Annotated in this window: 20 protein-coding genes; 9 read left to right on the top strand and 11 right to left on the bottom strand. The window is 67.9% G+C overall.

Going from position 1 to position 22,746, the window contains the following annotated elements; translation table 11 throughout:
• Positions 1 to 73 precede the first annotated feature (73 nt).
• The 5 genes from echA20 (at position 74) to OK17_RS10150 (ending at position 4,499) form a co-directional block, all read left to right on the top strand.
• On the top strand, positions 74 to 859 hold the full coding sequence (echA20, locus tag OK17_RS10170; protein ID WP_154882076.1) for a (7aS)-7a-methyl-1,5-dioxo-2,3,5,6,7,7a-hexahydro-1H-indene-carboxyl-CoA hydrolase: 786 nt from the start codon (positions 74 to 76) through the stop codon (positions 857 to 859).
• A 1-nt stretch (position 860) separates the two neighbouring features.
• The gene (locus OK17_RS10165) at positions 861 to 1,754 is read left to right on the top strand and encodes a CoA transferase subunit A (RefSeq protein ID WP_461417373.1); all 894 of its coding nucleotides are present in this window, start codon (positions 861 to 863) and stop codon (positions 1,752 to 1,754) included.
• Positions 1,751 to 2,515 carry a CoA-transferase subunit beta gene (locus OK17_RS10160; protein ID WP_461417372.1) on the top strand — a complete coding sequence of 255 codons (765 nt, stop codon included), beginning with the start codon at positions 1,751 to 1,753 and terminating at the stop codon, positions 2,513 to 2,515. Before OK17_RS10165 ends, OK17_RS10160 begins: the two co-directional genes overlap by 4 nt.
• Positions 2,512 to 3,600, top strand: a complete 1,089-nt coding sequence (locus OK17_RS10155; RefSeq protein ID WP_461417371.1) for an NAD(P)H-dependent flavin oxidoreductase — start codon at positions 2,512 to 2,514, stop codon at positions 3,598 to 3,600. The genes OK17_RS10160 and OK17_RS10155 overlap by 4 nt, the downstream gene beginning before the upstream one ends.
• A gap of 98 nt (positions 3,601 to 3,698) precedes the next feature.
• Positions 3,699 to 4,499: an ABC transporter ATP-binding protein gene (locus OK17_RS10150; protein ID WP_461417370.1), complete on the top strand. Its 801-nt coding sequence runs from the start codon at positions 3,699 to 3,701 to the stop codon at positions 4,497 to 4,499.
• 208 nt (positions 4,500 to 4,707) lie between these two features.
• Here OK17_RS10150 and OK17_RS10145 read toward each other — a convergent pair whose 3' ends face one another.
• The 7 genes from OK17_RS10145 to OK17_RS10115 all read right to left on the bottom strand — a co-directional run bounded on the left by OK17_RS10145 (position 4,708) and on the right by OK17_RS10115 (position 14,435).
• Positions 4,708 to 6,444 carry an ABC transporter ATP-binding protein gene (locus tag OK17_RS10145; protein WP_461417369.1) on the bottom strand — a complete coding sequence of 579 codons (1,737 nt, stop codon included), beginning with the start codon at positions 6,442 to 6,444 and terminating at the stop codon, positions 4,708 to 4,710.
• Positions 6,441 to 8,345, bottom strand: coding sequence for an ABC transporter ATP-binding protein (locus OK17_RS10140; RefSeq protein ID WP_461417368.1), 1,905 nt, complete (start codon positions 8,343 to 8,345; stop codon positions 6,441 to 6,443). Before OK17_RS10140 ends, OK17_RS10145 begins: the two co-directional genes overlap by 4 nt.
• Before the next feature lie 57 nt (positions 8,346 to 8,402).
• Positions 8,403 to 9,035, bottom strand: coding sequence for a TetR/AcrR family transcriptional regulator (locus OK17_RS10135; protein WP_308195920.1), 633 nt, complete (start codon positions 9,033 to 9,035; stop codon positions 8,403 to 8,405).
• A gap of 109 nt (positions 9,036 to 9,144) precedes the next feature.
• Positions 9,145 to 10,674 (bottom strand): aldehyde dehydrogenase family protein, encoded by a 1,530-nt coding sequence (locus tag OK17_RS10130; protein ID WP_006866253.1) that lies wholly within the window; start codon positions 10,672 to 10,674, stop codon positions 9,145 to 9,147.
• A gap of 459 nt (positions 10,675 to 11,133) precedes the next feature.
• Complete coding sequence (locus OK17_RS10125; RefSeq protein ID WP_006866254.1) at positions 11,134 to 12,291, bottom strand: acetyl-CoA C-acetyltransferase; 1,158 nt, start codon at positions 12,289 to 12,291, stop codon at positions 11,134 to 11,136.
• A 59-nt stretch (positions 12,292 to 12,350) separates the two neighbouring features.
• Entirely contained in the window at positions 12,351 to 13,175 is an 825-nt protein-coding gene (locus OK17_RS10120; protein ID WP_006866255.1) for an SDR family oxidoreductase, read from the bottom strand.
• Positions 13,176 to 14,435, bottom strand: a complete 1,260-nt coding sequence (locus tag OK17_RS10115; RefSeq protein WP_232715859.1) for an acyl-CoA dehydrogenase family protein — start codon at positions 14,433 to 14,435, stop codon at positions 13,176 to 13,178. It lies immediately after the preceding gene.
• Positions 14,436 to 14,477: 42 nt separating this feature from the next.
• Here OK17_RS10115 and OK17_RS10110 point away from each other — a divergent pair, with 42 nt between their 5' ends.
• On the top strand, positions 14,478 to 16,058 hold the full coding sequence (locus OK17_RS10110; RefSeq protein WP_461417367.1) for a FadD3 family acyl-CoA ligase: 1,581 nt from the start codon (positions 14,478 to 14,480) through the stop codon (positions 16,056 to 16,058).
• Between the two features lie 81 nt (positions 16,059 to 16,139).
• Positions 16,140 to 17,036 (top strand): DUF559 domain-containing protein, encoded by an 897-nt coding sequence (locus OK17_RS10105; RefSeq protein WP_232715857.1) that lies wholly within the window; start codon positions 16,140 to 16,142, stop codon positions 17,034 to 17,036.
• 5 nt (positions 17,037 to 17,041) lie between these two features.
• Here the strand turns inward: OK17_RS10105 and lysS are convergent, their stop codons facing one another.
• The 3 genes from lysS to OK17_RS10090 all read right to left on the bottom strand — a co-directional run bounded on the left by lysS (position 17,042) and on the right by OK17_RS10090 (position 20,426).
• Entirely contained in the window at positions 17,042 to 18,625 is a 1,584-nt protein-coding gene (gene lysS / locus OK17_RS10100) for a lysine--tRNA ligase (RefSeq protein WP_232715856.1), read from the bottom strand.
• 70 nt (positions 18,626 to 18,695) lie between these two features.
• On the bottom strand, positions 18,696 to 19,151 hold the full coding sequence (locus OK17_RS10095) for a rhodanese-like domain-containing protein (RefSeq protein ID WP_232715855.1): 456 nt from the start codon (positions 19,149 to 19,151) through the stop codon (positions 18,696 to 18,698).
• A 153-nt stretch (positions 19,152 to 19,304) separates the two neighbouring features.
• Positions 19,305 to 20,426, bottom strand: a complete 1,122-nt coding sequence (locus tag OK17_RS10090; RefSeq protein ID WP_232715918.1) for an FAD-dependent monooxygenase — start codon at positions 20,424 to 20,426, stop codon at positions 19,305 to 19,307.
• A 49-nt stretch (positions 20,427 to 20,475) separates the two neighbouring features.
• Between OK17_RS10090 and OK17_RS10085 the strand changes: the two genes are divergently transcribed.
• Positions 20,476 to 20,979 (top strand): TetR/AcrR family transcriptional regulator, encoded by a 504-nt coding sequence (locus OK17_RS10085; protein WP_232715854.1) that lies wholly within the window; start codon positions 20,476 to 20,478, stop codon positions 20,977 to 20,979.
• Here OK17_RS10085 and OK17_RS10080 read toward each other — a convergent pair.
• The gene (locus OK17_RS10080) at positions 20,959 to 21,930 is read right to left on the bottom strand and encodes an alpha/beta hydrolase (protein WP_461417366.1); all 972 of its coding nucleotides are present in this window, start codon (positions 21,928 to 21,930) and stop codon (positions 20,959 to 20,961) included. The two genes, OK17_RS10085 and OK17_RS10080, sit on opposite strands and share 21 nt — an antisense overlap.
• Positions 21,931 to 21,990: 60 nt before the next feature.
• Here OK17_RS10080 and OK17_RS10075 point away from each other — a divergent pair, with 60 nt between their 5' ends.
• Positions 21,991 to 22,578 (top strand): TetR/AcrR family transcriptional regulator, encoded by a 588-nt coding sequence (locus OK17_RS10075; RefSeq protein WP_461417365.1) that lies wholly within the window; start codon positions 21,991 to 21,993, stop codon positions 22,576 to 22,578.
• The last annotated feature ends 168 nt before the right edge of the window (positions 22,579 to 22,746 follow it).

Raw genomic sequence — 22,746 nt, 5'->3', positions numbered from 1 at the left:
CAACCAAGCATTTGCTTGGTTCAATGCTTGCGCAGCCCACGAGGCTGACACCGCAGCCACGAGAGGAGCACGCGTGCCGATCACCACGACACGTACCGAATCCGGCATCGTGACCATCACGGTCGACTACCCGCCGGTCAACGCGCTGCCATCGGCCGCGTGGTTCGAACTCGCCGACGCGGTCACCGCGGCCGGCGTCGACCCGGCCACGCACGTCGTGGTGTTGCGCGCCGAGGGACGCGGCTTCAACGCCGGCGTCGACATCAAGGAGATGCAGGCCACCGAGGGCTTCGACGCCCTGATCGGCGCCAACCGCGGTTGCGCGGCGGCCTTCGGCGCCGTCTACGACTGTGCGGTCCCGGTGATCGTCGCGGTCAACGGCTTCTGCGTCGGCGGCGGCATCGGTCTGGTCGGCAACGCCGACGTCATCGTCGCCTCCGACGACGCGGTCTTCGGGCTCCCGGAGGTCGATCGCGGAGCACTCGGCGCAGCAACACATCTCGCGCGCCTGGTGCCTCAGCACATGATGCGCACCCTCTACTTCACGGCGAAGAACGTGACGGCCCAGCAGCTCGAGCACTTCGGTTCGGTGTATCGCGTCGTGCCCCGTGAGGAACTCCTCGACGCCGCGCTCGAGGTCGCCGAGGCCATCGCCGCCAAGGACACCCGGGTCATCCGGGCGGCCAAGGAGGCCATCAACCACATCGACCCGGTCGACGTGAAGGCCAGCTACCGCCTCGAACAGGGTTTCACCTTCGAGCTGAACCTGGCCGGCGTCGCCGACGAGCATCGCGATGCGTTCGTCTCGACCGGAAAGCCACTCGCCTCGAACGCTTCTCACAACGGAGGACACGCCTGAGATGCCGACCGACAAGACAAGCACTCTCGATGACGTCGTCGCGGAACTCCGCGACGGCATGACCATCGGCATCGGCGGCTGGGGTTCGCGCCGCAAGCCGATGGCACTGGTCCGCGCGATCGCCCGCTCGGACGTCAAGGACCTCACAGTCGTGACCTACGGCGGCCCCGACCTCGGATTGCTCTGCGCCGCCGGCAAGGTGCGCCGTGCCTACTACGGTTTCGTCTCGCTGGACTCCGCCCCCTTCTACGACCCGTGGTTCGCCAAGGCGCGCACCAACGGCGAGATCGAGGTGCGTGAGATGGACGAGGGCATGGTCAAGTGCGGCCTCGAGGCCGCCGCGGCCCGTGTGCCGTTCCTCCCGATCCGGGCCGGGCTCGGTTCCGATGTCCTGAACTTCTGGGAGGGTGAGCTCAAGACCGTCGAGTCCCCCTACCCGGATGCCGACGGGCGGACCCAGACGCTGGTCGCGATGCCGGCACTGAAGCTCGACGCCGCGTTCGTCCATCTCGACCTGGCCGACGCGCACGGCAACGCCGCCTACACCGGCGTCGACCCGTACTTCGACGATCTCTACTGTGGGGCAGCCGAACGCCGCTACCTGGAGGCCGATCAGATCGTCTCCACCGAGGTCCTGGTGAAAACCGTTCCGCATCAGCGACTCCTGCTGAACCGCATGAACGTCGACCGGGTGGTGCATACCCCCAACGGGGCGCATTTCACGTTCGCCGGTGAGTATGGACGAGACGAGAAGTTCCAGCAGTTCTACGTGGCCTCCGCCAAGGAGCCCGACACCTGGGAGGCGTTCTCCCGCCGATTCCTCCAGGTCGACGAGGAGACCTACCAGCGCGAGGTCAGTTCCTGGCAGGACGAGCAGAAGGAGGACGGACAGTGAGCACCGCAGAGACCCAGGTCGAAGTCACCAGGGCCGAGTACTGCGTCATCTCGTGTGCCGACATCTTCGCCGGCGCAGGCGAGATCATGGCGTCGCCGATGGCTCCCGTCCCGCTGCTCGGCGCCCGCCTGGCACGTCTGACGACCGAACCCGACCTGCTGATCACCGACGGCGAGGCGCTGATCCTCGCCGACACCCCGCCGATCGGCAAGACCGGCCCCATCGAGGGCTGGATGCCGTTCCGCAAGGTGTTCGACGTCGTGGCGTCGGGCCGTCGTCATGTGGTCATGGGCGCCAACCAGATCGACCGCCACGGCAACCAGAACCTGTCGGCGTTCGGACCGCTGCAGCACCCGACACGCCAGATGTTCGGCGTGCGTGGGGCTCCCGGCAACACGATCAACCATCCGACCAGCTACTGGGTCGCGCGGCACTCCGCCCGCGTCTTCGGTGACACGGTCGACATCGTGTCCGGCGTCGGCTTCGACAAGGTCGACCCGGCCAACCCCGCGTTCGACAACCTCAACATCCATCGGGTGGTCACCAACCTCGGCGTCTTCGACTTCGGTGGGGCGGGCCACACGATGCGGGCGCTGTCGCTCCATCCGGGGGTCACCGCCGACGAGGTCGCCGAGAACACCGGTTTCGAGATCGAAGGCCTCGCCGACGCTCCGGAGACGCGGCAGCCCACCGCGGAAGAACTGAGCCTGATCCGAGACGTGCTCGATCCGAAGGGCATTCGCAACAAGGAAGTTCGATGAGTGCGGCCAGGGCCGCCGGTCTGTCCACCTCGTTCACCGAGCTCGTCGGGATCGAGTACCCGATCGTGCAGACGGGCATGGGCTGGGTGTCCGGGCCGTCGCTGACCTCGGCGACGTCGAACGCCGGTGGCCTGGGCATCCTGGCGTCGGCGACGATGACCTACGGCGAACTCGAGGCGGCGATCGCCAAGACGAAGTCGTTGACCAGCAAGCCCTTCGGCGTGAACATGCGTGCCGATGCCACCGACGCGCCAGAGCGGATCGACCTCCTGATCCGTGAGGGCGTCAAGGTCGCGTCGTTCGCGCTCGCCCCGAAGCCCGAACTGATCAGTAAGCTCAAGGACCATGGCATCGTCGTGATCCCGTCGATCGGTGCGGCCAAGCATGCGGTGAAGGTCGCATCGTGGGGCGCCGACGCCGTGATCGTGCAGGGCGGCGAGGGCGGCGGACACACCGGTCCGGTCGCCACCACCCTCCTGCTGCCGTCGGTGCTGGATGCGCTGGCGGCGAAGAACATCGACATGCCGGTGGTCGCGGCCGGCGGCTTCTTCGACGGCCGTGGCCTGGCTGCGGCGCTCGCCTACGGCGCCCAGGGCGTCGCGATGGGCACCCGCTTCCTGCTGACGTCCGACAGCGCGGTTCCCGACTCGGTCAAGCAGGAATACCTGCAGCGCGGGCTCAACGACACCGTCGTCTCGGTGAAGGTCGACGGCATGCCCCACCGCGTGCTGCGCACCCCGCTCGTCGAGGCACTCGAGAGCGGCAGCCCGGTCAAGGCACTGTTCGCCGCGGCACGAAATGCCAACGAGTTCAAGCAGATGACCGGCATGCGCTGGACCGCCATGCTCAAAGACGGTCGCACGATGAAGAAGTCGGGCGAACGCACCTGGCAGCAGGTCATCATGGCCGGCAACACCCCGATGCTGCTGAAGGCCGGCCTCGTCGAGGGCGACACCCGCGCGGGTGTCCTCGCGTCGGGTCAGGTCGTCGGCATGATCGAGGATCTACCCAGCTGCGACGAGCTGATCCAGTCGATCATGACGCAGGCCCACGAGCGGTTGAAGACGCTCGGGTCGTTGGGCTGACACACCCACCACACCAAGTGCGGGATGGGTGCCGGGTTCCGGCACCCATCCCGCATTCTGCGTTCGGCCGTCACGGAGGGGTCCGGTAGCGTCGCACCGTGACGACTCCCGATGTGCTGCGCCTGGATTCCGTCGACTTCGTGCGGCAGTCCCGCGCAATCCTCAGCGACATCAGCCTCACCATCCGGGCCGGCGAGCGCTGGGCGCTGATCGGCCCGAACGGTGCGGGCAAATCGACGATCCTGAGCCTGTGCGGCGCGGAACAGCATCCAACGCACGGCACCGTGCACGTCCTCGGACACCAACTCGGTCGCGTCGAGATCCGGAAGCTGCGCGAGTCCATCGGGCACGTCAATCCACGGCATCCGCTGCGGTCACCGCTGTCGATCCGCGAGGTCGTGCTGACGGGCGCAACCGGAACCACCGAACTGATGGACCACCGGACACCCGCCCCCGAGACCCTCACCCGCGCCGACGAACTGATCGAGATGCTCGGCCTGAGCGCACTCGCGTCGGCATCGTGGACGAACCTGTCGCAGGGCGAACGCGGCCGGACCCTGATCGCCCGCGCACTGCTGTCCGACCCGCAGCTGCTGTTGCTCGACGAGCCGTCGACCGGCCTCGATGTGGCCGCCCGAGAACGCCTTCTGCAGACCGTAGACCGACTCCACCGGACACACCCCGAACTCGCGACCGTCCTCGTCACCCATCACCTCGAAGAACTCCCTGAGACGACGACGCACGCCGTGCTGGTCACCGGCGGCCGCATCCTCGCCGCCGGCCCGGTCCACGACACCCTCACCACCGAATTGGTGACCGAGTGCTTCGACTACCCCATCGAGATCACGCACCAGGACGGACGCTGGTCGGCGAGGGGTGCGGGCGGCGGCGCGTCGTGAAGGTCGCTCCTCAGGGCCCCATGCTCTCTGAGGAGCGAGCGAAGCGACCCCCTGCTCCCTGAGGTGCGAGCGAAGCGAGCCACGAAGGGCTGCCGACGTCATCTCACCAGGCCTTCGTGGCTCGTCGCTATCGCTCCTCGCACCTCAGGCAGCGAGAGGACCCGCTCCTTCGATTTCAGGCAGCAAGGGGCTCAGCTCCTTGCACGAGTTACGACGACGGCGTGAGCGTCCAACCGGCGGCGGCGGTCCGCTGGTTCCAGAACTCGGTGTAACGGCCTCCGCTACCGAGGAGTTCGTCGTGGGTGCCGATGTCGTCGACGCCGCCCTCGTCGTCGAGGACGACGATCTGGTCGGCGGCGATGACGGTGGACAGCTTGTGCGCGATGACGAGCACGGTGCTGCGGTCGGCGAGGCGTCGGATGGATTCGGCGACATGCGACTCGTTCTCCGGGTCGAGGGCGGACGTCGCCTCGTCGAAGAGCACGATCGGGGCGTCCTTGAGCAGGGCCCGCGCGATCGAGACTCGTTGACGCTCACCGCCGGACAGCGCCGAACCGCCTTCGCCGACGACGGTCTGCCAGCCATCGGGCAGCCGCTCGACGATGGAGGTGACGCCGGCGGTCTCGGCGGCCGCGCGGATCTCGTCGTCGGTGGCGTCGGGTCGGCCGAGTTTGATGTTCTCCCACAGGGTGTCGTCGAAGAGGTAGACGTCCTGGAAGACCTGCGACAGCTGCCCCATCAGGGCACCGGTCTCCTGGTCGCGGACATCGGTGCCGCCGACCTTCACCGACCCGCCGTCGACGTCGTAGAAGCGGGCTATCAGTCGGAAGATGGTCGACTTGCCCGACCCTGACGGCCCGACGAGCGCGGTCATCGTTCCGGGCCGTGCCCGCAGGGACACGTCCCGCAGCACCGGGGTGCCGTTCTCGTAACCGAAGGCGACCTTCGACAGTTCGACCGCGCCCGGCTCGGTGATCGGCTTCGGCTGATCCGGGACGGGCATGCGGTCGGTGTCGAGGACCCCGGTGATGCGATTGATCTCGTCGGTCGACATGCGCAGCGTCGAACCGAGTTCGGCGAGTTCGCCGATCGGTCCGAAGAAGCGTGCGGCGAGACCGAACACCGCGACCAGCAGGGCCGACTCGATGTGGCCGGCCACCGCGAGCCAGGCGCCGAGGGCGAGGACGGCGCTGAACACGACCTGCACCGTCAGACCGTTGAGCAGGATGCCGAGGATGGAGCGCCACAGCATCGACTTGCCCACGCGCGCTTGCTGACCGAGCGCCTCGGCCAACGGGACGTGCGCGGAGTCGGCGGCACCGAAGGCGCGCAGCACCGCCTGGCACCGCGCATACTCCAGCACCCGGTTGTTGACCTTCACGGCCTCGGCCCGCTTGCGGCGCTCCGCCTTCGACAAGAACTGACTGGACAGCTTGCCGACATACATCAGGACCAGTGTCCCGGCGACCATCAGCAACCCGATCCGCCAGTCGAAGAAGCAGATCCCCAGCACGACAACCACGGAGCTGACCGTGTTCACCACGACCGGCGTGATGTAGTGCGCGCCAGTGCTGCCGACGAACATCGTTCCCTTGACGGCGATCTGCGAGACGTCGCCGATACGCTCGCGCGTGAACCAGCCGAGCGGCAGCGTGACCATGTGGTCGCCGAGCCGGTGATGGAGCATGCGCATCGCGTACAGGGCCATCGTCATGCCCTTGAGGGACTGGATGTACGCGCTGACCGCACAGATCAGCACCAGAACGGCCAAGGGCCACAACCACTTCGCGGCGGCCGAGAGGTCACCGTCGAGGAGGTTCTCGGTGATCGGGACGAGCGTGAGCATCGCGAGACCCTGGGCGACGCCGTAGAGGACGACCCAGCTCAGGAAGACGACCATCCGAGCGCGCTCGGAACCCAGGATCGTGTAGAAACCGCGGATCATCGCGCCACCTCGTCACTTCCGACCACGCCGAGCGCGATCTTCTCGTCCTGCCTGGAGGTGCCGGCCTCGTAACTGGCCCACATCGACGCGTACAGACCGCCGTTGGCCACCAGATCCTCCTGACGTCCCTGTTCGACGACGCGCCCGCGGTCGAGCACGACGATGTTGTCGGCGTGGGTGATCGAACCGAGCCGGTGTGCGATGACCAGGACCGTCCGCCCGACCATCAGCGCACCGATGGCCTGCTGGATCTGCGCCTCCGACTCCGGGTCGGCGAAGGCGGTCGCCTCGTCGAGAACCAGGATCGGGGTGTCCGCGAGCAGGGCGCGGGCGATCGAGACGCGCTGCGCCTCACCGCCGGAGAAGTGCGCACCGTCGCCGACCACGGTGTCGTAACCGTCGGGCAGCTCCAGGATCCGCTCGTGGATCTGGGCCGCACGAGCGGCGTCGTGGACCTGTTCCTCGGTGGCCTCGGGACGGCCGAGTCGGATGTTGTCGCGGACCGACATCGTCAGCAGCTGCACATCCTGCAATACGAAGCCGACGTGTCGGTAGAGCTCGGTGGGAGCGATGTCGCGGACGTCGACGCCGCCGATGCGCACCGATCCGGAGTCCGGATCGCCGAAACGCGGCAGCAGGGTCGCAAGCGTCGACTTGCCGCTGCCCGACGGCCCGACGAGCGCGGTCACGGTGCCTTCGGCGAGTTCGACGCTGACGCCGTCGAGCGCCTTCACCCCGGACGGCACGCCGAGACGCGGCGGATAGGTGAAGTGCACGTTCTCGATTCGCACGTCGTGACCGGCGGGAACCTGGGGGTTCTCCGGGATGGTCAGCTCGGGTTCGGCGAGCAGGTCGGCGATGCGCAATGCCGCGGCCGAGGCCTGCTGACGGGTGTGGACCGCCGTCGAGACGGTGAGCAGCGCGGTCGGCAGGATCATCGCGATCAGCGTCGAACCGACCAGCTCGATCGGCGTGACCCACCCCTTGTCGACGAACCAGTAACCGACGCCGAGGTTGACCAGCAGGATCAGTGGTGCGGAGATCAGGACCGTGGTGATGGCCTGCACGCGCAACATCGGACCCATGTAGTCGGCGAAGTCGTCGTTGAACTCATCGGCGGCATCGATGAAGCGGCGGTGCGCCTTTCCGGTCTGCCCGAACGTCTTGACCACCGCGACACCGGCGATGAACTCGACGATGGTGGCGCTGATCCGGGCGACGCCCTTGTCCATCTTCTCCATCTCGGCGGTGAGATCTCGCGCCATGTAGGAGTAGGTGAGGGCGTACAGCGGCACCGTGGCGATGGCCAGCAGACCGAGACGCCAGTCGAGGATGAAGCAGTAGATCAGCGCGAAGATCGGCGACAGGACCGCCGCGGTCGCCTCCACTTGGGCGTGCGCCACCAGATAGTGCAGGTCGGCGACGTCGTTCTGTACCGATTTGCGTACCGCGCCCGAACTGGTGCGGCTGAACCATCCGAGCGGGAGCCGACCGAGCTTGTCGGCGATGCGGATTCGGAGTTGCGCCTGGAGGTCGAGGTCGGCGAAGTGGGTGATCGCCAGCGCGAGGAACGCGAACAGGGCCCGCGCTGCGAGCCCGCCGACGACGAGCCACACGATCAACCACACACGGCCGGTGTCGGTCGGTCCCGGCGCCAGCAACGTGCGACCGAGTTCGACGATGCCGATGAAGGGCACCACCGTGGCGGCCGAGGCGAAGATCTGGACGAGCTGCGCGACAACGGTGCGCGTCTTCACCGGTGCCAGGACATCGGCGAGAGCCGCCGACTTGGCCTTGGCCTCCGCGCGGGCCTTGATCCTCGCGGCCTTCGGATCGTCGGGCGCGTCCCCGGACTCCGGAGTCGGCGCAGGTGCGGCCACTTGTGTTCCGCCAATTGTCATGACCGCACCTTATCGGCCGCCGGCCAATGTAGGGAAAGGTACCCTAAGTTACGGCGATCAGCGGGGCAGGATGCCGTCGAGAACGATCGACAGGTACTGGTCGGCGATCGACTCCACGGTCATCGGGCCTCCCGGCCGGTACCAGCGCACGGCCACCCACACGGTGTCACGCATGAAGCGGTAGACCAATTCGACGTCGAGATCCGGGCGGAACTCACCGTCGTCGACGCCGCGCTGCAAGACCGCATGCCACAGCTGGCGGAACTCGACGTTCAGCTCGCCGATGTAGCCGAAGCGTTCCTGCCCCGACAACCGCTTGGCCTCGTCCTGGTAGATCGCGACCGCGTTGCGTTCGGCGTCGATGGACTCGAACGACGCCACGACGAGCCCGCGGAGCGTCTCGCTCGCGGAGAGTCCCGCGCCGGCGATCTCGCGGTAGCGGGCGAACAGGTCGTCGAGGAAGCGGCGCAGGATCTCGTCCACCATCGACTCCTTCGAGTCGAAGTGGTGATAGAGGCTGCCCGACAGGATTCCCGCAGCGTCGGCGATGTCGCGGACCGTCGTCGAACGCAGGCCGTTCTCGGCGAACATCCGCCCGGCGGTGGCGAGCAGCTCGTCGCGGCGCGACGAACGGACGGCGGTGTCGGCGCCGGTCTTCGCCTCGGTCTTGGTCTGGCCTCGTGGGGACACGCATCCTCCTGGAGAGTCTGCCCATCACCCTAGCAAGCGCTTGGCCGGGTCCGTCGTGAGACGAACCCGGCCAAGCGGAGATGCTACGCGCTCCTCATGCGCGGCGGTGTCACGCGCCCAGGCGCTTGCGCACCTTCTTGATCGCGCGGGAGTTGAAGAACTTGAACAGCTTGAGCTGCTGATCGGTCATCTTCGAGTCCTTGGCCAGGAACGGCGGGGACATCATCTCGGCGACCGTCATCGGGAGCGTCGAGAACGCGACCGCGCGGGCGTGGCTGAAGGTCTCGAAGCCGGTCTTTCCGTGGTAGCCGCCCATGCCGGAACGTCCGACGCCACCGAACGGCAGGTCGCCGCTGAACAGGTGGATGGCGAAGTCGTTGCCGTTGATCGAACCGCTGCGGGTGTTGTCGGCCAGCTTTTCGAAGCGGTCGTTGCGATCACCGCACCAGTACATCGTCAACGGGTGCGGGTGCGACGCGATGTGGCTGATGACCTCGGACAGCTCGCGGTACGGGTACACGGTCAGCACCGGACCGAAGACCTCGTCCTCCTCGATCTTCATGCCGGCCTGGACGCCGGTGAGCAGCGTCGGCGGGATCTTGCGACGCTCGGCGTTCGGCAGCGGCTCGCCGCCGGGGATGACCTGACGCTTCTCGGCGCCCAGCTCGACGGCGTCGTCGATCAGGCCGACGATGCGATCGAAGTTCTTCTGGTTGATCGTCGCCGTGTACTGGTCGTTGTCGTAGATCGTCGGGAAGTGCTCGGTCCAGCGTGCGATGACCTTGTCGGTGAACTCACCGAGCTTGGCCTCCGGGACGAAGACGTAGTCGGGGCACAGGCACACCTGGCCGCCGTTGACCAGGCGGGCGTCGGCGAGCATCTTCGCGGCCTTGTCGATGTCGGCGTCGAGGTCGACGACCGCCGGGTTCTTGCCGCCCAGCTCCAGGGTGACCGGGATCAGGTTCTTGGCGGCCTCCTGGGCCACCGAGGCACCGACCTCGGGCGAACCGGTGAAGAACATGTGGTCGACCTTCAGCTTCGCGAAGTCCGAGCCCGAACCGTGCTTCGAGGTGGCGACGGCCAGTTCCTCGATGGAGAAGTAATCCGGTGCGTACTTGGCGATGACGTCGGTGGTCTTCGCGGTGATCGACGACGGGCGCATGATCACGCGGTTACCCGCGGCGAAAGCCGATCCGGCCGGGACGATCGTCAGCTGCAGCGGGAAGTTCCAGGGGCCCATGATGCCGACGACGCCGAGCGGGTCGTGGCGGACACTCTGCTTGTAGCCCAGGAGTCCCTGGACCTTGGCGTACTTGGTCTCGCCCATCCACTCCTTGACGCCACGACGCTGGTGTGTGAGGTCGATCATGCAGCCGGCGACGTCGGCGGCCAACGACAGCTCGCGCGGACGCGAACCGTAGTCCTCGGTCAGCGCAGCGGCGATCTCGTCGGAGTGGTCGAGCAGCAGCGCGGCCAGACGGGTGATCCGGTCGATGCGGGTGTCGGCGTCGGGAATGCCGTCACGGAGGAACGCGGCTCGCTGGATCTCGACCAGCTCGGTCAGTGTGTGGTCTTCCGACGAGACGCCGCGCTTCGCGATCGGCGCCCCGGTGCTGGTGTGCTCAGCAGGCTTGGTCATCGAGATCCCCTCAGGTAGTTCTTGCTGCAGGTGGACTTGCGGCCCGGTGGACATTGAAACAAAAACGTCCGCTTGTCCCACACCATAGTATGCGCCAGATCACAAGTACATGTGGGCACGTCGGTTGCCAGAAGGGTACGACCGGTACGCCGAAAGGTCGAGACCTCGCCCGAGGGGATGTTCGGGCGAGGTCTCGAGCAGCGAGCGATGCGAGCCACCCTCGCTCCCTGAGGTGCGAGCGAAGCGAACCACCCTCGCTCCCTGAGGTGCGAGCGAAGCGAGCCTCGAAGGGCTGGCGAGGTCGTCTCACCAGCCCTTCGAGGCTCGTCGCTTACGCTCCTCACACCTCAGGGAGCGGAGGTTCACTCCCGCCCTGAAGTGATCGAGGTCAGCTCAGGCGTTCGATGATCGTGACGTTGGCGGTCCCGCCGCCTTCACACCCGCGGCTGACCGCCTATCTCAGCTCAGCCGTTCGATGATGGTGACGTTGGCGGTCCCGCCGCCTTCACACATCGTCTGCAGGCCGTAGCGGCCGCCGGTGCGTTCGAGTTCGTTGAGCAGGGTCGCGAACAGCTTGGCGCCGGTGGCCCCGAGCGGGTGGCCGAGGGCGATGGCCCCGCCGTTGGGGTTGACCTTGGCCGGGTCGGCGCCGGTCTCCTTGAGCCAGGCGAGCACGACCGGTGCGAAGGCCTCGTTGATCTCGACGACATCGATGTCGTCGATGGACAGGCCGGTCTTCTCGAGTGCGTACTTGGTGGCCGGGATCGGTGCGGACAGCATCATCACCGGGTCGTCGCCGCGGACGGACATGTGGTGGATGCGGGCGCGCGGGGTGAGGTTGTGTTCCTTCAGTGCGCGCTCGGAGACGACGAGCGTGGCCGACGACCCGTCGGCGATCTGCGACGCGACGGCGGCGGTGAGTCGCGAACCCTCGGCCAGGACCTGCAGTCCGGCCATCTTTTCCAGCGAGGTCTCGCGCGGGCATTCGTCGACGACGCAGTCGCCGTATGCGACGTTCTCCTTGTCGAACTTGCCGGCGGCGATCGCGGCACGGGCGCGCTCATGCGACTGCAGCGCCCAGCGCTCCATATCCTCGCGGCTGATGTCCCACTTCTCGGCCATCATGTCGGCGCCGATGAACTGCGAGACCTGCGCATCACCGAACCGTTCCTGCCAGCCCTTGGATTCGGCTGTCGGGGTGGTGAACCCGAATTCCTTGCCGGCGATCATGGCCTGCGAGATCGGGATCGCGCTCATGTTCTGCAGGCCGCCGGCGACGACGATGTCCTGCGTGCCGCTCATGACACCCTGCGCGGCGAAGTGGATGGCCTGCTGACTCGACCCGCACTGACGGTCGACGGTGGTGCCGGGCACCTCGAGCGGCAGGCCGGCGGCGAGCCATGCGGTGCGGGCGACGTTTCCGGCCTGACCGCCGATGGTGTCCAGGCAGCCGAACACGACGTCGTCGACGGCGGCCGGGTCGATGCCGGTGCGCTCGACGAGGGCGGAGATGATGTGGGCGCCGAGGTCGGCGGGGTGGGTCTTGGCGAGCGAGCCGTTGCGCTTGCCGACCGGGGTGCGGATCGCGTCGACGATGTAGGCCTGCGGTGTGGACATGAGCGGTACTCCTTGGTGTTTCGGGTGAGTCGTGGTCGGGTGCCGTCCAGGAACTGGACTCAGGCCCGCTGGCTGGAGATGGAGACGACCTCGCCGGTGAGGTAGGTGGTGTAGTCGCTGGCGAGCATGGCGACGGTCGCGGCGACCTCCCACACCTCGGCGGCGCGGCCGTACGCCTCGCGGGAGGCGAGTTCGTCGAGCAGGTCGTCGCTGGTGACCTTGGCGAGGAAGGGGTGCTTGGCGATGGACGGCGCGATCGCGTTGATGCGCACGCCCACGTCGGCGGCTTCGAGTGCGGAGCAACGGGTCAGCGCCATGACGCCGGCCTTCGCGGCGGCGTAGTGGGCCTGACCGCGCTGGGCGCGCCAGCCCAGAACCGAGGCATTGTTGACGATCACGCCGCCGTGCTCGACCGAGCCGAAGTACCGCAGCGCGGCGCGGGTGGCGCGGAAGGTACCGGTCAGCGTGATGTCGAGGACGCGGTCCCACTCCTCGTCGGTCATCTCCGCGACCGGGGTCTCGCCGCCGAGTCCGGCGTTGTTGACCAGGACGTCGATGCGGCCGAGTTGGGTTGCGGCGTCGGCGATCAGGGCGTCGACCTCGGCGGTCTCCTGCACGTTGCAGGTGCGCTGGGTGACGGTGCGCTCGGGGAACTCCGCGGACAGCTTCTCGGCCGCCTCGCCGAGACGGCGCTCGTGCCAGTCACTGATGAGGACGTCGGCGCCTTCGAGGAGCGCACGACGCGCGGAGGCGAATCCGATTCCGGTACCGGCGGCCGCGGTGACCACGACCTTCTTGCCCAGCAACAGGTTGTGGCCGGGGGTTTCGGCGGGCGGGGTGGCCAGCGGTGAGATCACTTGGGTACCTGCATCCGTTGCGGTCATTCAGCGTGCCTCTCGGGGAAGGCCGAGCACCCGCTCGGCGATAATGTTGCGCTGCACCTCGTTCGAGCCGCCGTAGATGGTGTCGGCGCGGGTGAAGAGGTAGAGCCGTTGCCATTCGTCGAGCTCGACGTGTTCGGGATCGGCGATGTCGTTGGGCTGCCCCTCCGCGGTCGCGTCGGGTCCGATCAGGGTCGGCGCACCGACGACGTCCATCGCCAGTTCGCCGAGGTCGCGATGCCAGTTGGCCCACAACAACTTCGACACCGATGCGGCGCCCGCCTGACTCGTCACGTCGCCGTCGAGTGTGCGCTGCGCATGCGCGCGCATCACTTTCAGCCCGATATCGGCGCGGGCGAGGCGCGAGGCGAGTTCGGGGTCGTCGACCGCACCGTTGGCCCGGGCCACCTCGGTCAGGTTCTCGAGCTCACGGGCGAAACCGACCTGCTGGCCCAGCGTCGACACACCGCGCTCGAACTGCAGCAGACCCATGGCGACCTTCCAACCGTCGCCGGGTTCGCCGACGATCAGGTCCGCGTCGGTCTCCGCGTCGTCGAAGAAGACCTCGTTGAATTCCGATGTGCCGGTGAGCTGTTGGATGGGCCGGACGGTGACGCCGGGCTGGTCGAGCGGGACCAGCAGGAAGCTGAGGCCGGCATGCCGAGCCGACCCCTTCTCGGTGCGCGCGATCACGAACACCCACTGCGCCACATGGGCGAGCGAGGTCCAGATCTTCTGCCCGTTGATGATCCACTTGCCCTCGTCCATGCGGGCGCTGGTCGAGACGCCCGCGAGGTCGGAACCGGCGCCGGGTTCGGAGTAGCCCTGCGACCACAGTTCGGTGACGTCGACGATGCCCGGCAGGAAGCGCTTCTTCTGCTCCTCGGTGCCGTATTCGATGAGCGTCGGGCCGAGGAGTTCCTCGCCCAGGTGGTTCACGCGGGCGGGTGCGTTCGCGCGGGCGTACTCGCGGTGGAAGATGATGCGCTGCTCGAGCGTCGCACCTCGGCCGCCGTACTCGGTGGGCCAGCCGATGCAGGTCCAGCCGGCACTCGCGAGGTGCCGATCCCATTCGAGCCGCTCGGCGAAGAACTCGTGCTCGCTGCCCGGTCCGCCGCGTCCCTTCAGATGAGCGAAGTCGCCCGCGAGGTTCTCGTCGAGCCAGGACCGCACCGCAGCGGCGAACTCGTCGGCGGCGTTCGGCGTCGACTTGGCCCATTCACCCAGGTCGACACCACGATCCGCGAGGTTGATCGAGGTCATGGCGCTAGCATAACTCACCAAGCAAGTGCTAGGTTGGGCCGCATGGCGCAGACCTCCCGGACCGGGACTCTCTCCGTGACGACGACGCCGGCCGCGTTGCAGCGTGCAGCGCGCAGCTGGCCTGACGGTATCGCCATCGTCGACGGCCAGTGGGCCCCTTCGACAGATCGGCAGCTCGAACTGACGTGGTCGCAGATCCACGACACAGTACGCACCTTCGCCGCGGCGCTCATCGCCTCGGGGATCGAGGCCGGCGACCGCGTGGCGATCTGGTCGCCGAACAGCTACCACTGGCCGATCGCGGCCCTCGGCGTCCACTACGCCGGCGCGACGCTGGTCCCCCTCAACACCCGCTACACCGCGGGCGAGGCCATCGAGATCGTCGAACGCTCCGGCGCGCGCGGACTCGTCGTGTCGGGTGAGTTCCTGGGCGCCGACCACGCGGCCGAGCTGCTGCGCGACCATCGCGACAAGCTGCCGGATCTGGTGATCCGGGTGCCGCTGTCCGGCGGGTCGTCGACCCCCGACGGCGCGGTGGACTGGGACGACTTTCTGACTCGCGAGACCGCCGAGGCACTGACCGAGGCGGATCGTCGAGCCGAGGCCGTCTCCCCCGACGACATCTCCGACATCCTGTTCACCTCCGGTACGACCGGTAAATCCAAGGGCGTGTTGGCGACTCACCGCCAGACACTCGCCGGCTCGCACGGCTGGGGTTCGAACGCCGGCCTGAACCCGGACGACCGCTATCTGATGGTCAACCCGTACTTCCACACCTTCGGCTACAAGGCGGGCATCCTGCCGAGCGTCCTGTTCGGCGTGACCATGCTGCCGCTCGCGGTGTACTCGCCGCAGCAGGCGATGAAACTCGTCTCCGACGAACGCGCCACGGTCTTCCCTGGCGCCCCGACGATCTTCCAGACCATCCTCGACGACCCGAAGCGCTCCGACCACGACCTGTCCAGCCTGCGCATCGTGATCACCGGGGCGTCGATCGTGCCGGTCGTCCTCGTCGAACGTCTGCAGAACGACCTCGGCGTCGACACCGTCATCACCGCCTACGGCCTGACCGAGGCCAGCGGATTCGTCTCCACCTGCACCCCCGACGACGATGACGAGACCGTCGCCAACACCTGCGGTCGCGCCTTCCCCGGCATGGAGATCAAACTCTCCGACGCCGGTGAGGTCCTCGCGCGCGGCGAGATGGTGATGGTCGGGTACCTCGACGACCCGGAGGCCACCGCCGAGACCATCGACGCCGATGGTTGGCTCCACACCGGCGACATCGGGACCATCGACGAGCACTGCAACCTCAAGATCACCGACCGGCTCAAGGACATGTACATCTGCGGCGGATTCAACGTCTACCCCGCCGAGATCGAGCAGACCCTCGCCCGCATCGACGGCGTCACCGAGTCCGCCGTGGTCGGCGTCCCCGACGACCGGCTCGGCGAGGTCGGCCGCGCCTACCTGACCGTCCGCAAGGACGCCGACCTCGACGAGCAGAAGGTCATCGCCTTCGCCAAGCAGCACCTCGCCAACTTCAAGGTGCCCCGCTCGGTGGTGTTCGTCGACGAGTTCCCGCGCAACGCCTCGGGCAAGATCCTCAAGCGCAACTTATAGCTCGAAGTCGCGCTGAGCGCGGGTTCGAGCTATAAATCGCAGTAGGCGGAACCGGCCGCCGGGCCGCCGCGTCGAAGTTCCGTGCCCGACTTCACCAAGTTCCGCGAGCTGCTCGCCGCTCATGACGGCGTGTTCACGGCTGCGGACGTCATGGCCTGCGCCATCAGCTCCGACGCCGCCTATCGACGGGTGAAATCCGGCGAGTGGGTTCGGGTGTCGCGCGGCGTCTTCCACGTCGGAGACCGAGCGCTCGATGACCGCATGCGCGCACGGATCGCGGTGCTCTCGACCTCGCCACGCGCCGCGTTGTGTTCAGGGACGGCCTACTGGTGGCACGGCTTCACGAGGACTGCGCCCAAGCAGATCCACGTGGTCACACCCCAGGGCCGTCACGGGGGCGCCATCGCCGGCGTCCGCATCTGGCACCGGACCGTGGCACCGGACGACCTCGTCGAGGTCGACGGGCTTCAGGTCACTACGAAGGCGCTCACCGTTCTCGACGCCGCAGTCGACGATGGTTCGCGGCTTCTCGACTCGGCGCTTCTCCGGAAACACACGACGGTGACCGAGGTCGTCGACGCCCAGAAACGCAACGGCGGGCGCCGCGGGTCGAGGAGGTCCCGTGAGATGGTCGCCGCGATCACCGACGGCTCCCGGTCGGAGGCCGAGCGCAAGGCAATCGCGCTCTTTCGCTCCGGAGGAGTCACGGGCTGGACGGCCAACGCGCCGGTCTGTGGCTACGTGGTCGACCTCGCCTTCATCGAGCAGAAGGTGGCCGTCGAGATCGACGGCTTCGCCTTCCACAGCGACGCGGCGTCGTTCCAGCACGACCGCACGCGACAGAACGTCCTCATCGCCAACGGTTGGACCGTGCTGCGGTTCACCTGGCAGGACATCACCGGACAACCGGCGTCGGTGCTGGCCAACGTCCGCAGATCTATAGCTCGAAATCGCGGTGAGCGCGGGTTCGAGCTATAAAACGGCTAGGTGCGGGGCTTCACCAGCGGGAAGAGGATGGTCTCGCGGATGCCGAGGCCGGTGAGGGCCATCAGGAGGCGGTCGATGCCCATGCCGGTGCCGGTGGTCGGCGGCATGCCGTACTCCATCGCGGCGAGGAACTCCTCGTCGAGGACCATCGCCTCGTCGTCGCCGGCGGCGGCGAGACGGGCCTGGTCGACGAAGCGTTCACGCTGGATGACGGGGTCGACGAGCTCGGAGTAGCCGGTGGCCAGCTCGAAGCCGCGGACGTAGAGGTCCCATTTCTCGACGACGCCGGTCACCGAGCGGTGTGATCGCACGAGCGGCGAGGTCTCGACCGGGAAGTCGCGGACGAACACCGGCTGGTTCAGCTTCTCGCCGACCATGTGCTCCCACAGCTCCTCGACGAGCTTGCCGTGGCCGTAACCCTTGTCCTTGGGGATCTCCAGGCCGACGCGCTCGGCGATCGCCAGCAGCTGCTCGACGGTGGTCTCGTTTGGGTTGCCGGCAGGCACGATCTCCTCGCCGAGCGCCTCCGACAGCGACGGGTACATCTCGAGGGAGGTCCACTCGCCGGACAGGTCGTAGGTCGAACCGTCGGGCATGGTCGGGGTCTGGGTTCCCAGCGCGGCCTGCGAAACCTCTTGCACGAGTTCGCGGATCATCTTCGCCGAGTCGTCGTAGGTGCCGTAGGCCTGATAGGTCTCCAGCATCGCGAACTCGGGCGAGTGAGTGGAGTCGGCGCCCTCGTTGCGGAAGTTGCGGTTGATCTCGAAGACACGCTCGATGCCACCGACGACGCAGCGCTTGAGGAACAGCTCCGGCGCGATGCGCAGGTACAGATCCATGTCGAAGGCGTTGGAGTGCGTGACGAACGGGCGAGCCGCGGCGCCGCCGTGCAGCGTCTGCAGCATCGGGGTCTCGACCTCGAGGAATCCCCGACGGGCCAGTGCCGCACGGAGTTCGGCCATCACCTTGATGCGGGTGCGGGCGGTCTCGCGGGCCTCCGGACGCATGATGAGGTCGACGTAGCGCTGGCGAACCCGGGTTTCCTCGTTCATGTCCTTGTGGGCAACCGGCAACGGCCGCAACGACTTCGACGCCATCTGCCAGTCGTCGGCCATCACCGACAGCTCGCCGGTGCGGGAGCTGATGACCTCACCGGAGATGAAGACGATGTCGCCGAGGTCGACGTCGGACTTCCAGCGGCCCAACGCTTCTTCGCCGACGCCGTTGAAGCTGACCATCGCCTGGAGCTGTGTGCCGTCGCCCTCCTGGAGGGTCGCGAAGCACAGCTTGCCCTTGTTCCGCAGGAAGATCACGCGCCCGGAGACACCGACGTGCTGACCGGTTTCGGTGCCGGCCTCGAGGTCGGGGTAGGCGGCGCGGATCTCGCCGAGAGAGTGGGTGCGCGGAATCGAGACGGGGTACGCCTCGCGACCCTCGGACAGGATGCGCTCGCGCTTCTCGCGGCGGATTCGCAGCTGCTCGGGAGTCTGGTCGTCGGCGTCCGTGGTCTTCTCGGCCGCGGTGGAGGCGGCACTGGTCGGGCTGTCACTCACCCCACGCACACTATCGGGGCCGGTCACCGACTCCCAACTCGCCGTACCTGCTGTGACAGCGATGACAGGGACGGCGGCCAGGGACGTGCGGGCCGGCTCAGCTCTCGTGTGCGGAGATCATGGCGAGCTCGTCCGGATGGATGCGGCCGTTGACCTTGGCCTGGCGCATGCGGCGATGCCCACCGACGACGAACACCGCACCGTGGACGCCCCGCGCCTGCAGGTGCCAGGCCAGCCACTCGGCCTCGTGGCCGTCCTCGCTGACGAGGATCCAGCGGGAGTCGGTGCGAGCCGCGGTCAGCGACTCGGAGGTGCCGGGGGTGAGGCGGTCGAGGACCTCGACGGCGTCAATGGCGAGCGCGCCGAACAGGGCGCCGTCGATCTGGCGGCGGCGATGGGAGCGGACGTCCACCGGGGTGGCGCCCTCGGCGACGGCCTTCTTGTAGTCGCTGACCTGCAACGACAGAGGTGCTGCCGGGGCCGGGGCGACGGTCGGCGCGGTCGCGGCGAAGACAGTGCTGGACAGAACAGGAGTGGCAACCGAAGCGGTCATGAGAGGGAGTCCTCAGGTGATCGAAAACGAGCGGGGAGCGCGAAGTAGGGCAGCCGCAGATGCGGTACTAGCCCTGACAACACTCCTGACAGCTCTTGATCACGGCGACGAGTATGCCACAGCTCAGCGCGGCGGACCAGACTCGAGTGGCGATCACCGCACGGGTGGTTGCCAATCCTGAATGCGTCGCAACCGGCCGTTGAGCACCGCGTCGGGCGCGGCCCGCATCGCCAGATCACGCAATCCGACCGCGGGCGCCGACCGCCACTGACCGACCCTGCCGACGGCCGACGCCTGGCGCGCGATGCGTTGGGTACGACGCCGACGCAGACGGTCGTAGGTGCGCAGAGCGTCGTCGACGCCCTGCCCTGCGCGACCCAGCAGCGCGGTGAGGGTCGCCGCGTCCTCCATCGCCTGGTTCGCCCCCTGCCCGAGGTTCGGGGTCATCGCATGAGCGGCGTCGCCGACGAGGACACATCGACCCCGCACGAAGGCGGACAGCGGGCGCGCGAGTTCCTCGATGGGCAGCACCCCGACGTCCGCCGGATCGGTTGCGTCGAGGATCTCCCCGATGGGCGAATGCCAGGCCGAGAAGCGTTGTCGCACTTCGTCGAAACCGCCCGTTGCTACACCCGCCTCATGGTTGACCGCGGCGAACCAGTAGACGTGCCCGTCCGGTAGCGGCGCGATCCCGAATCGTTGTCCGCGCCCCATCGTCTCGCCCGCCGCGTCGAGGTCGACGGGCCGCGCCGTGATGGCTCGCCAGGCGACATAACCGGCGTAGGCCGCGCCGGGGTCGGAGGTGACCGCGGGACGCACACGACTCCGCAGACCGTCGGCTCCGACGATCAGGTCGCAGCCGTCGATGGTCGTGCCGTCGTCCAGCCGGACCGTCCTGTCGCGCACCTCGCGCACGCCGGTTCCGGTCCGGATCTCGACGCCCGATCCGAGCAGGCCGAGGAGCGCCTCATGGAGATCGCTGCGCCGCACCACACGGAGGTCGGCGATCGCCGACGGGTCGAAGCGGGTGAGCCATCGGCCGTCGGGACGACGGGTTCCGTTCAGCGTGGGCGAAACCCCTCGGGCATCGGGGACCACGGATCGCAGTCCGAGGGATTCGAGCGCCCGGAGTCCGTTTCCGAACAGGCTGAGCCCCGACCCGCCCCCACGAACCTCGGACGCCCGCTCGAGAAGCGTGACCTCCGCGCCCGACGACGACAGCCCGGCGGCAGTGCAGAGTCCCCCGATCCCGGCGCCGACGACCACCGCCTTCATGACGATCTTCTCCACATGGAGAAGAACGCTAGCAGATAGGCTTCTCCGTGTGGAGAAATCAGCCGTTCGATCGACGCGCGAGACCCTGCTCGACACCGGGCTCGAGCTGATCGGGACGATCGGGATCAGGCAGGCGTCGGCGCGCGCGGTCGAGGACGCATCGGGCGTCCCCCACGGCAGTATCCGTCACCATTTCGGTGGTCAGGACGGTTTTCTCGCCGCTCTCGTCGACCATGTCCTCACCCGCGACGTCCCGGTCGACGGCGAGTCGACCCCCGAGGTGCTGGCCCGCTGGCTGGGCGCCGACCGTGTCCGCACTCGTGCCCGCTACGAGCTGATGCTGTTGGCCACCCGCGACGAGGTCATGCGCGAACGCATGGTCACCGGGCGCGACCGGTTCGTCGAGCGCCTCGTCGGGCGCGGGATGCCGCTCGTCGACGCCCGGCAGCTCGTCGCAGCACTCGACGGACTGGTTCTCGACGCGCTCCTCCGTGATTCCGACGGCACCGACGCCGACCACGATCCGACGCGGCTACTGCGCGCGTTCCGGTGAATCCGACCCGGAAACCAAGTCGATCGCGAGGGCGCGCAGGTGACCGGCGAGCTCGTCGACGCCCGGCTGTTCGACAGGGAAGTGCCCGCAACCGGTGAGCAGGTGGATGTCGGTTCGCGCGGCGATCCGTCGTGCGAAGCGGATGCTGATCTCCGGCGGCGTCCAGGTATCGGCCGCCGGATGGACCAGCACCACCCGTGGACCCCGGTAGTTCTCCGGCGCGGGTATCTCGTGGGTCATCAGGTCCGCCATGAACCCCAGCGAGACACTCGAACCCGCCCCACGTGGATCGTCGATGCAGGCCTGCGAGACCGCAGGGTCGTTGCTGATCCGCGCCATCGGCGCGACCCACCTGATCGGGAACCGCAGTCGAGCGAAGACCCCGATCCGCGATGCGGCCGTCATGAGCGGGAGAAGGCGGATCAGCGCGGGCGTGCGGGATGCGGCTCGTCGGGCAGCCGAATCACCGGCGAGGTCGAGAAGGCAGGTGGCCACGACCGCGGCGACGCGCGCACCCCCGGCCGCGACGTCGTAGCCGAGCATGCCGCCGAGGCTCGCACCGAACACGACGATCGGCCTCGGGTCCCGTTCGGTCTCCGCCGCGATCAGATCGCCGACCAGGTCGATCCAGTCCTGGTATCGCACGCGACCGGGATCGGCGACGCGCGTCCGCCCGTATTGCGGGAGGTCTGGCGCCAGCACGTCGTACCCCTCCCCCGCGAGCACGGCACCCAGTGGCCACACGAGTTCGCCGTGCCCACCACCGCCGTGGAGCAGCAGCACCCGCAGCGGCGCGTCGGGCCGCATCGCGCGCAGGATGTGGACGTCCACCGGACCCGACGGTCGCGTGTCGCTCGCCGGCCACCTCCACCACGACGAGGTGGCCTCGATGTCCGCGGCGGCAGAACGCCATGGCTCGGGCAGGAAGCGTAGGTACGATCCGTAAGTCACACATCCATCGTCGAGCGCCCGCGAACCCGGCACAACTCGCATTCACCGGAGACCTCGGACATGCGGAAAAGACCACGGCAGCAACGCTCTTCGTTCACCGTCGGGGTGATCCTGGAGGCGACGACTCAGCTTCTGGGCACCGAGGGGGCAGCGCTGACGACCAACGGGATCGCCGAGACCGCGGGCGTCTCGGTCGGTTCGATCTATCAGTACTTCGGCGACAAGCAAGCGATCTTCGACGAGCTCGCCGCCCGGCATCTCGCCGCGGCGGAGGCGCAGATGGTCGCCGTCCTCGACGCGCATCCAGTCGAGGCGACCGACTGGCCGGTCGTGCTGCGCGCGGTGATCGCGGTTGCCGTGGCGGAGAACTCGAGTCACGGTCGCGCACACGGGCGACTGCGCGAACTGGCGAGCCCCGGCGTCGTCGGGGATCTCTATGCCGGATTGGCAGACCGGCTGATCGCCAGGCTGGTCGCGTATCTCGTCGCCGACGGCTGGATGCCCGACGAGGCGGAGGCCGACCTACGCCTCATGTTCCCCGCGTTGGACGCGCAGATCCATCAGTTCGCCGGGAGCGGGCTGGACGACGACGAACTCATCGCACGGATCGCGGCGTACACCGAAGGGGCGTTGCAGGGCCGGCGTTGAGCGGGTCTGCGACGTCGTCTCACCAGGCCTTCGTGGCTCGTCGCTTGCGCTCCTCGCACCTCAGGCATCGGAGCTGGGTGCGTCGCGCTCTTTCAGATCAGGCAGCAAGTGGGTGCGCTTCTCGCACCTCAGGCACCGGAGCTGGGTGCGTCGCGCTCTTTCGGATCA

The sequence above is a fragment of the Gordonia sp. GN26 genome (assembly GCF_054823965.1).
The sequence above is the reverse complement of the archived record's forward strand: the minus strand, read 5'-3'. Positions and strand labels throughout refer to the sequence as shown.

Excerpts from the sequence above, each read along its gene's own strand:
- OK17_RS10115 (WP_232715859.1), bottom strand. The coding sequence starts at position 14,435 with ATGACCTCGATCAACCTCGCGGATCGTGGTGTCGACCTGGGTGAATGG.
- OK17_RS10125 (WP_006866254.1), bottom strand. The coding sequence starts at position 12,291 with ATGTCCACACCGCAGGCCTACATCGTCGACGCGATCCGCACCCCGGTC.
- OK17_RS10075 (WP_461417365.1), top strand. The coding sequence starts at position 21,991 with ATGCGGAAAAGACCACGGCAGCAACGCTCTTCGTTCACCGTCGGGGTG.
- OK17_RS10140 (WP_461417368.1), bottom strand. The coding sequence starts at position 8,345 with ATGACAATTGGCGGAACACAAGTGGCCGCACCTGCGCCGACTCCGGAG.
- OK17_RS10095 (WP_232715855.1), bottom strand. The coding sequence starts at position 19,151 with ATGACCGCTTCGGTTGCCACTCCTGTTCTGTCCAGCACTGTCTTCGCC.
- OK17_RS10110 (WP_461417367.1), top strand. The coding sequence starts at position 14,478 with ATGGCGCAGACCTCCCGGACCGGGACTCTCTCCGTGACGACGACGCCG.
- OK17_RS10165 (WP_461417373.1), top strand. The coding sequence starts at position 861 with ATGCCGACCGACAAGACAAGCACTCTCGATGACGTCGTCGCGGAACTC.
- OK17_RS10130 (WP_006866253.1), bottom strand. The coding sequence starts at position 10,674 with ATGACCAAGCCTGCTGAGCACACCAGCACCGGGGCGCCGATCGCGAAG.
- OK17_RS10090 (WP_232715918.1), bottom strand. The coding sequence starts at position 20,426 with ATGAAGGCGGTGGTCGTCGGCGCCGGGATCGGGGGACTCTGCACTGCC.
- OK17_RS10120 (WP_006866255.1), bottom strand. The coding sequence starts at position 13,175 with ATGACCGCAACGGATGCAGGTACCCAAGTGATCTCACCGCTGGCCACC.
- OK17_RS10155 (WP_461417371.1), top strand. The coding sequence starts at position 2,512 with ATGAGTGCGGCCAGGGCCGCCGGTCTGTCCACCTCGTTCACCGAGCTC.
- OK17_RS10145 (WP_461417369.1), bottom strand. The coding sequence starts at position 6,444 with ATGATCCGCGGTTTCTACACGATCCTGGGTTCCGAGCGCGCTCGGATG.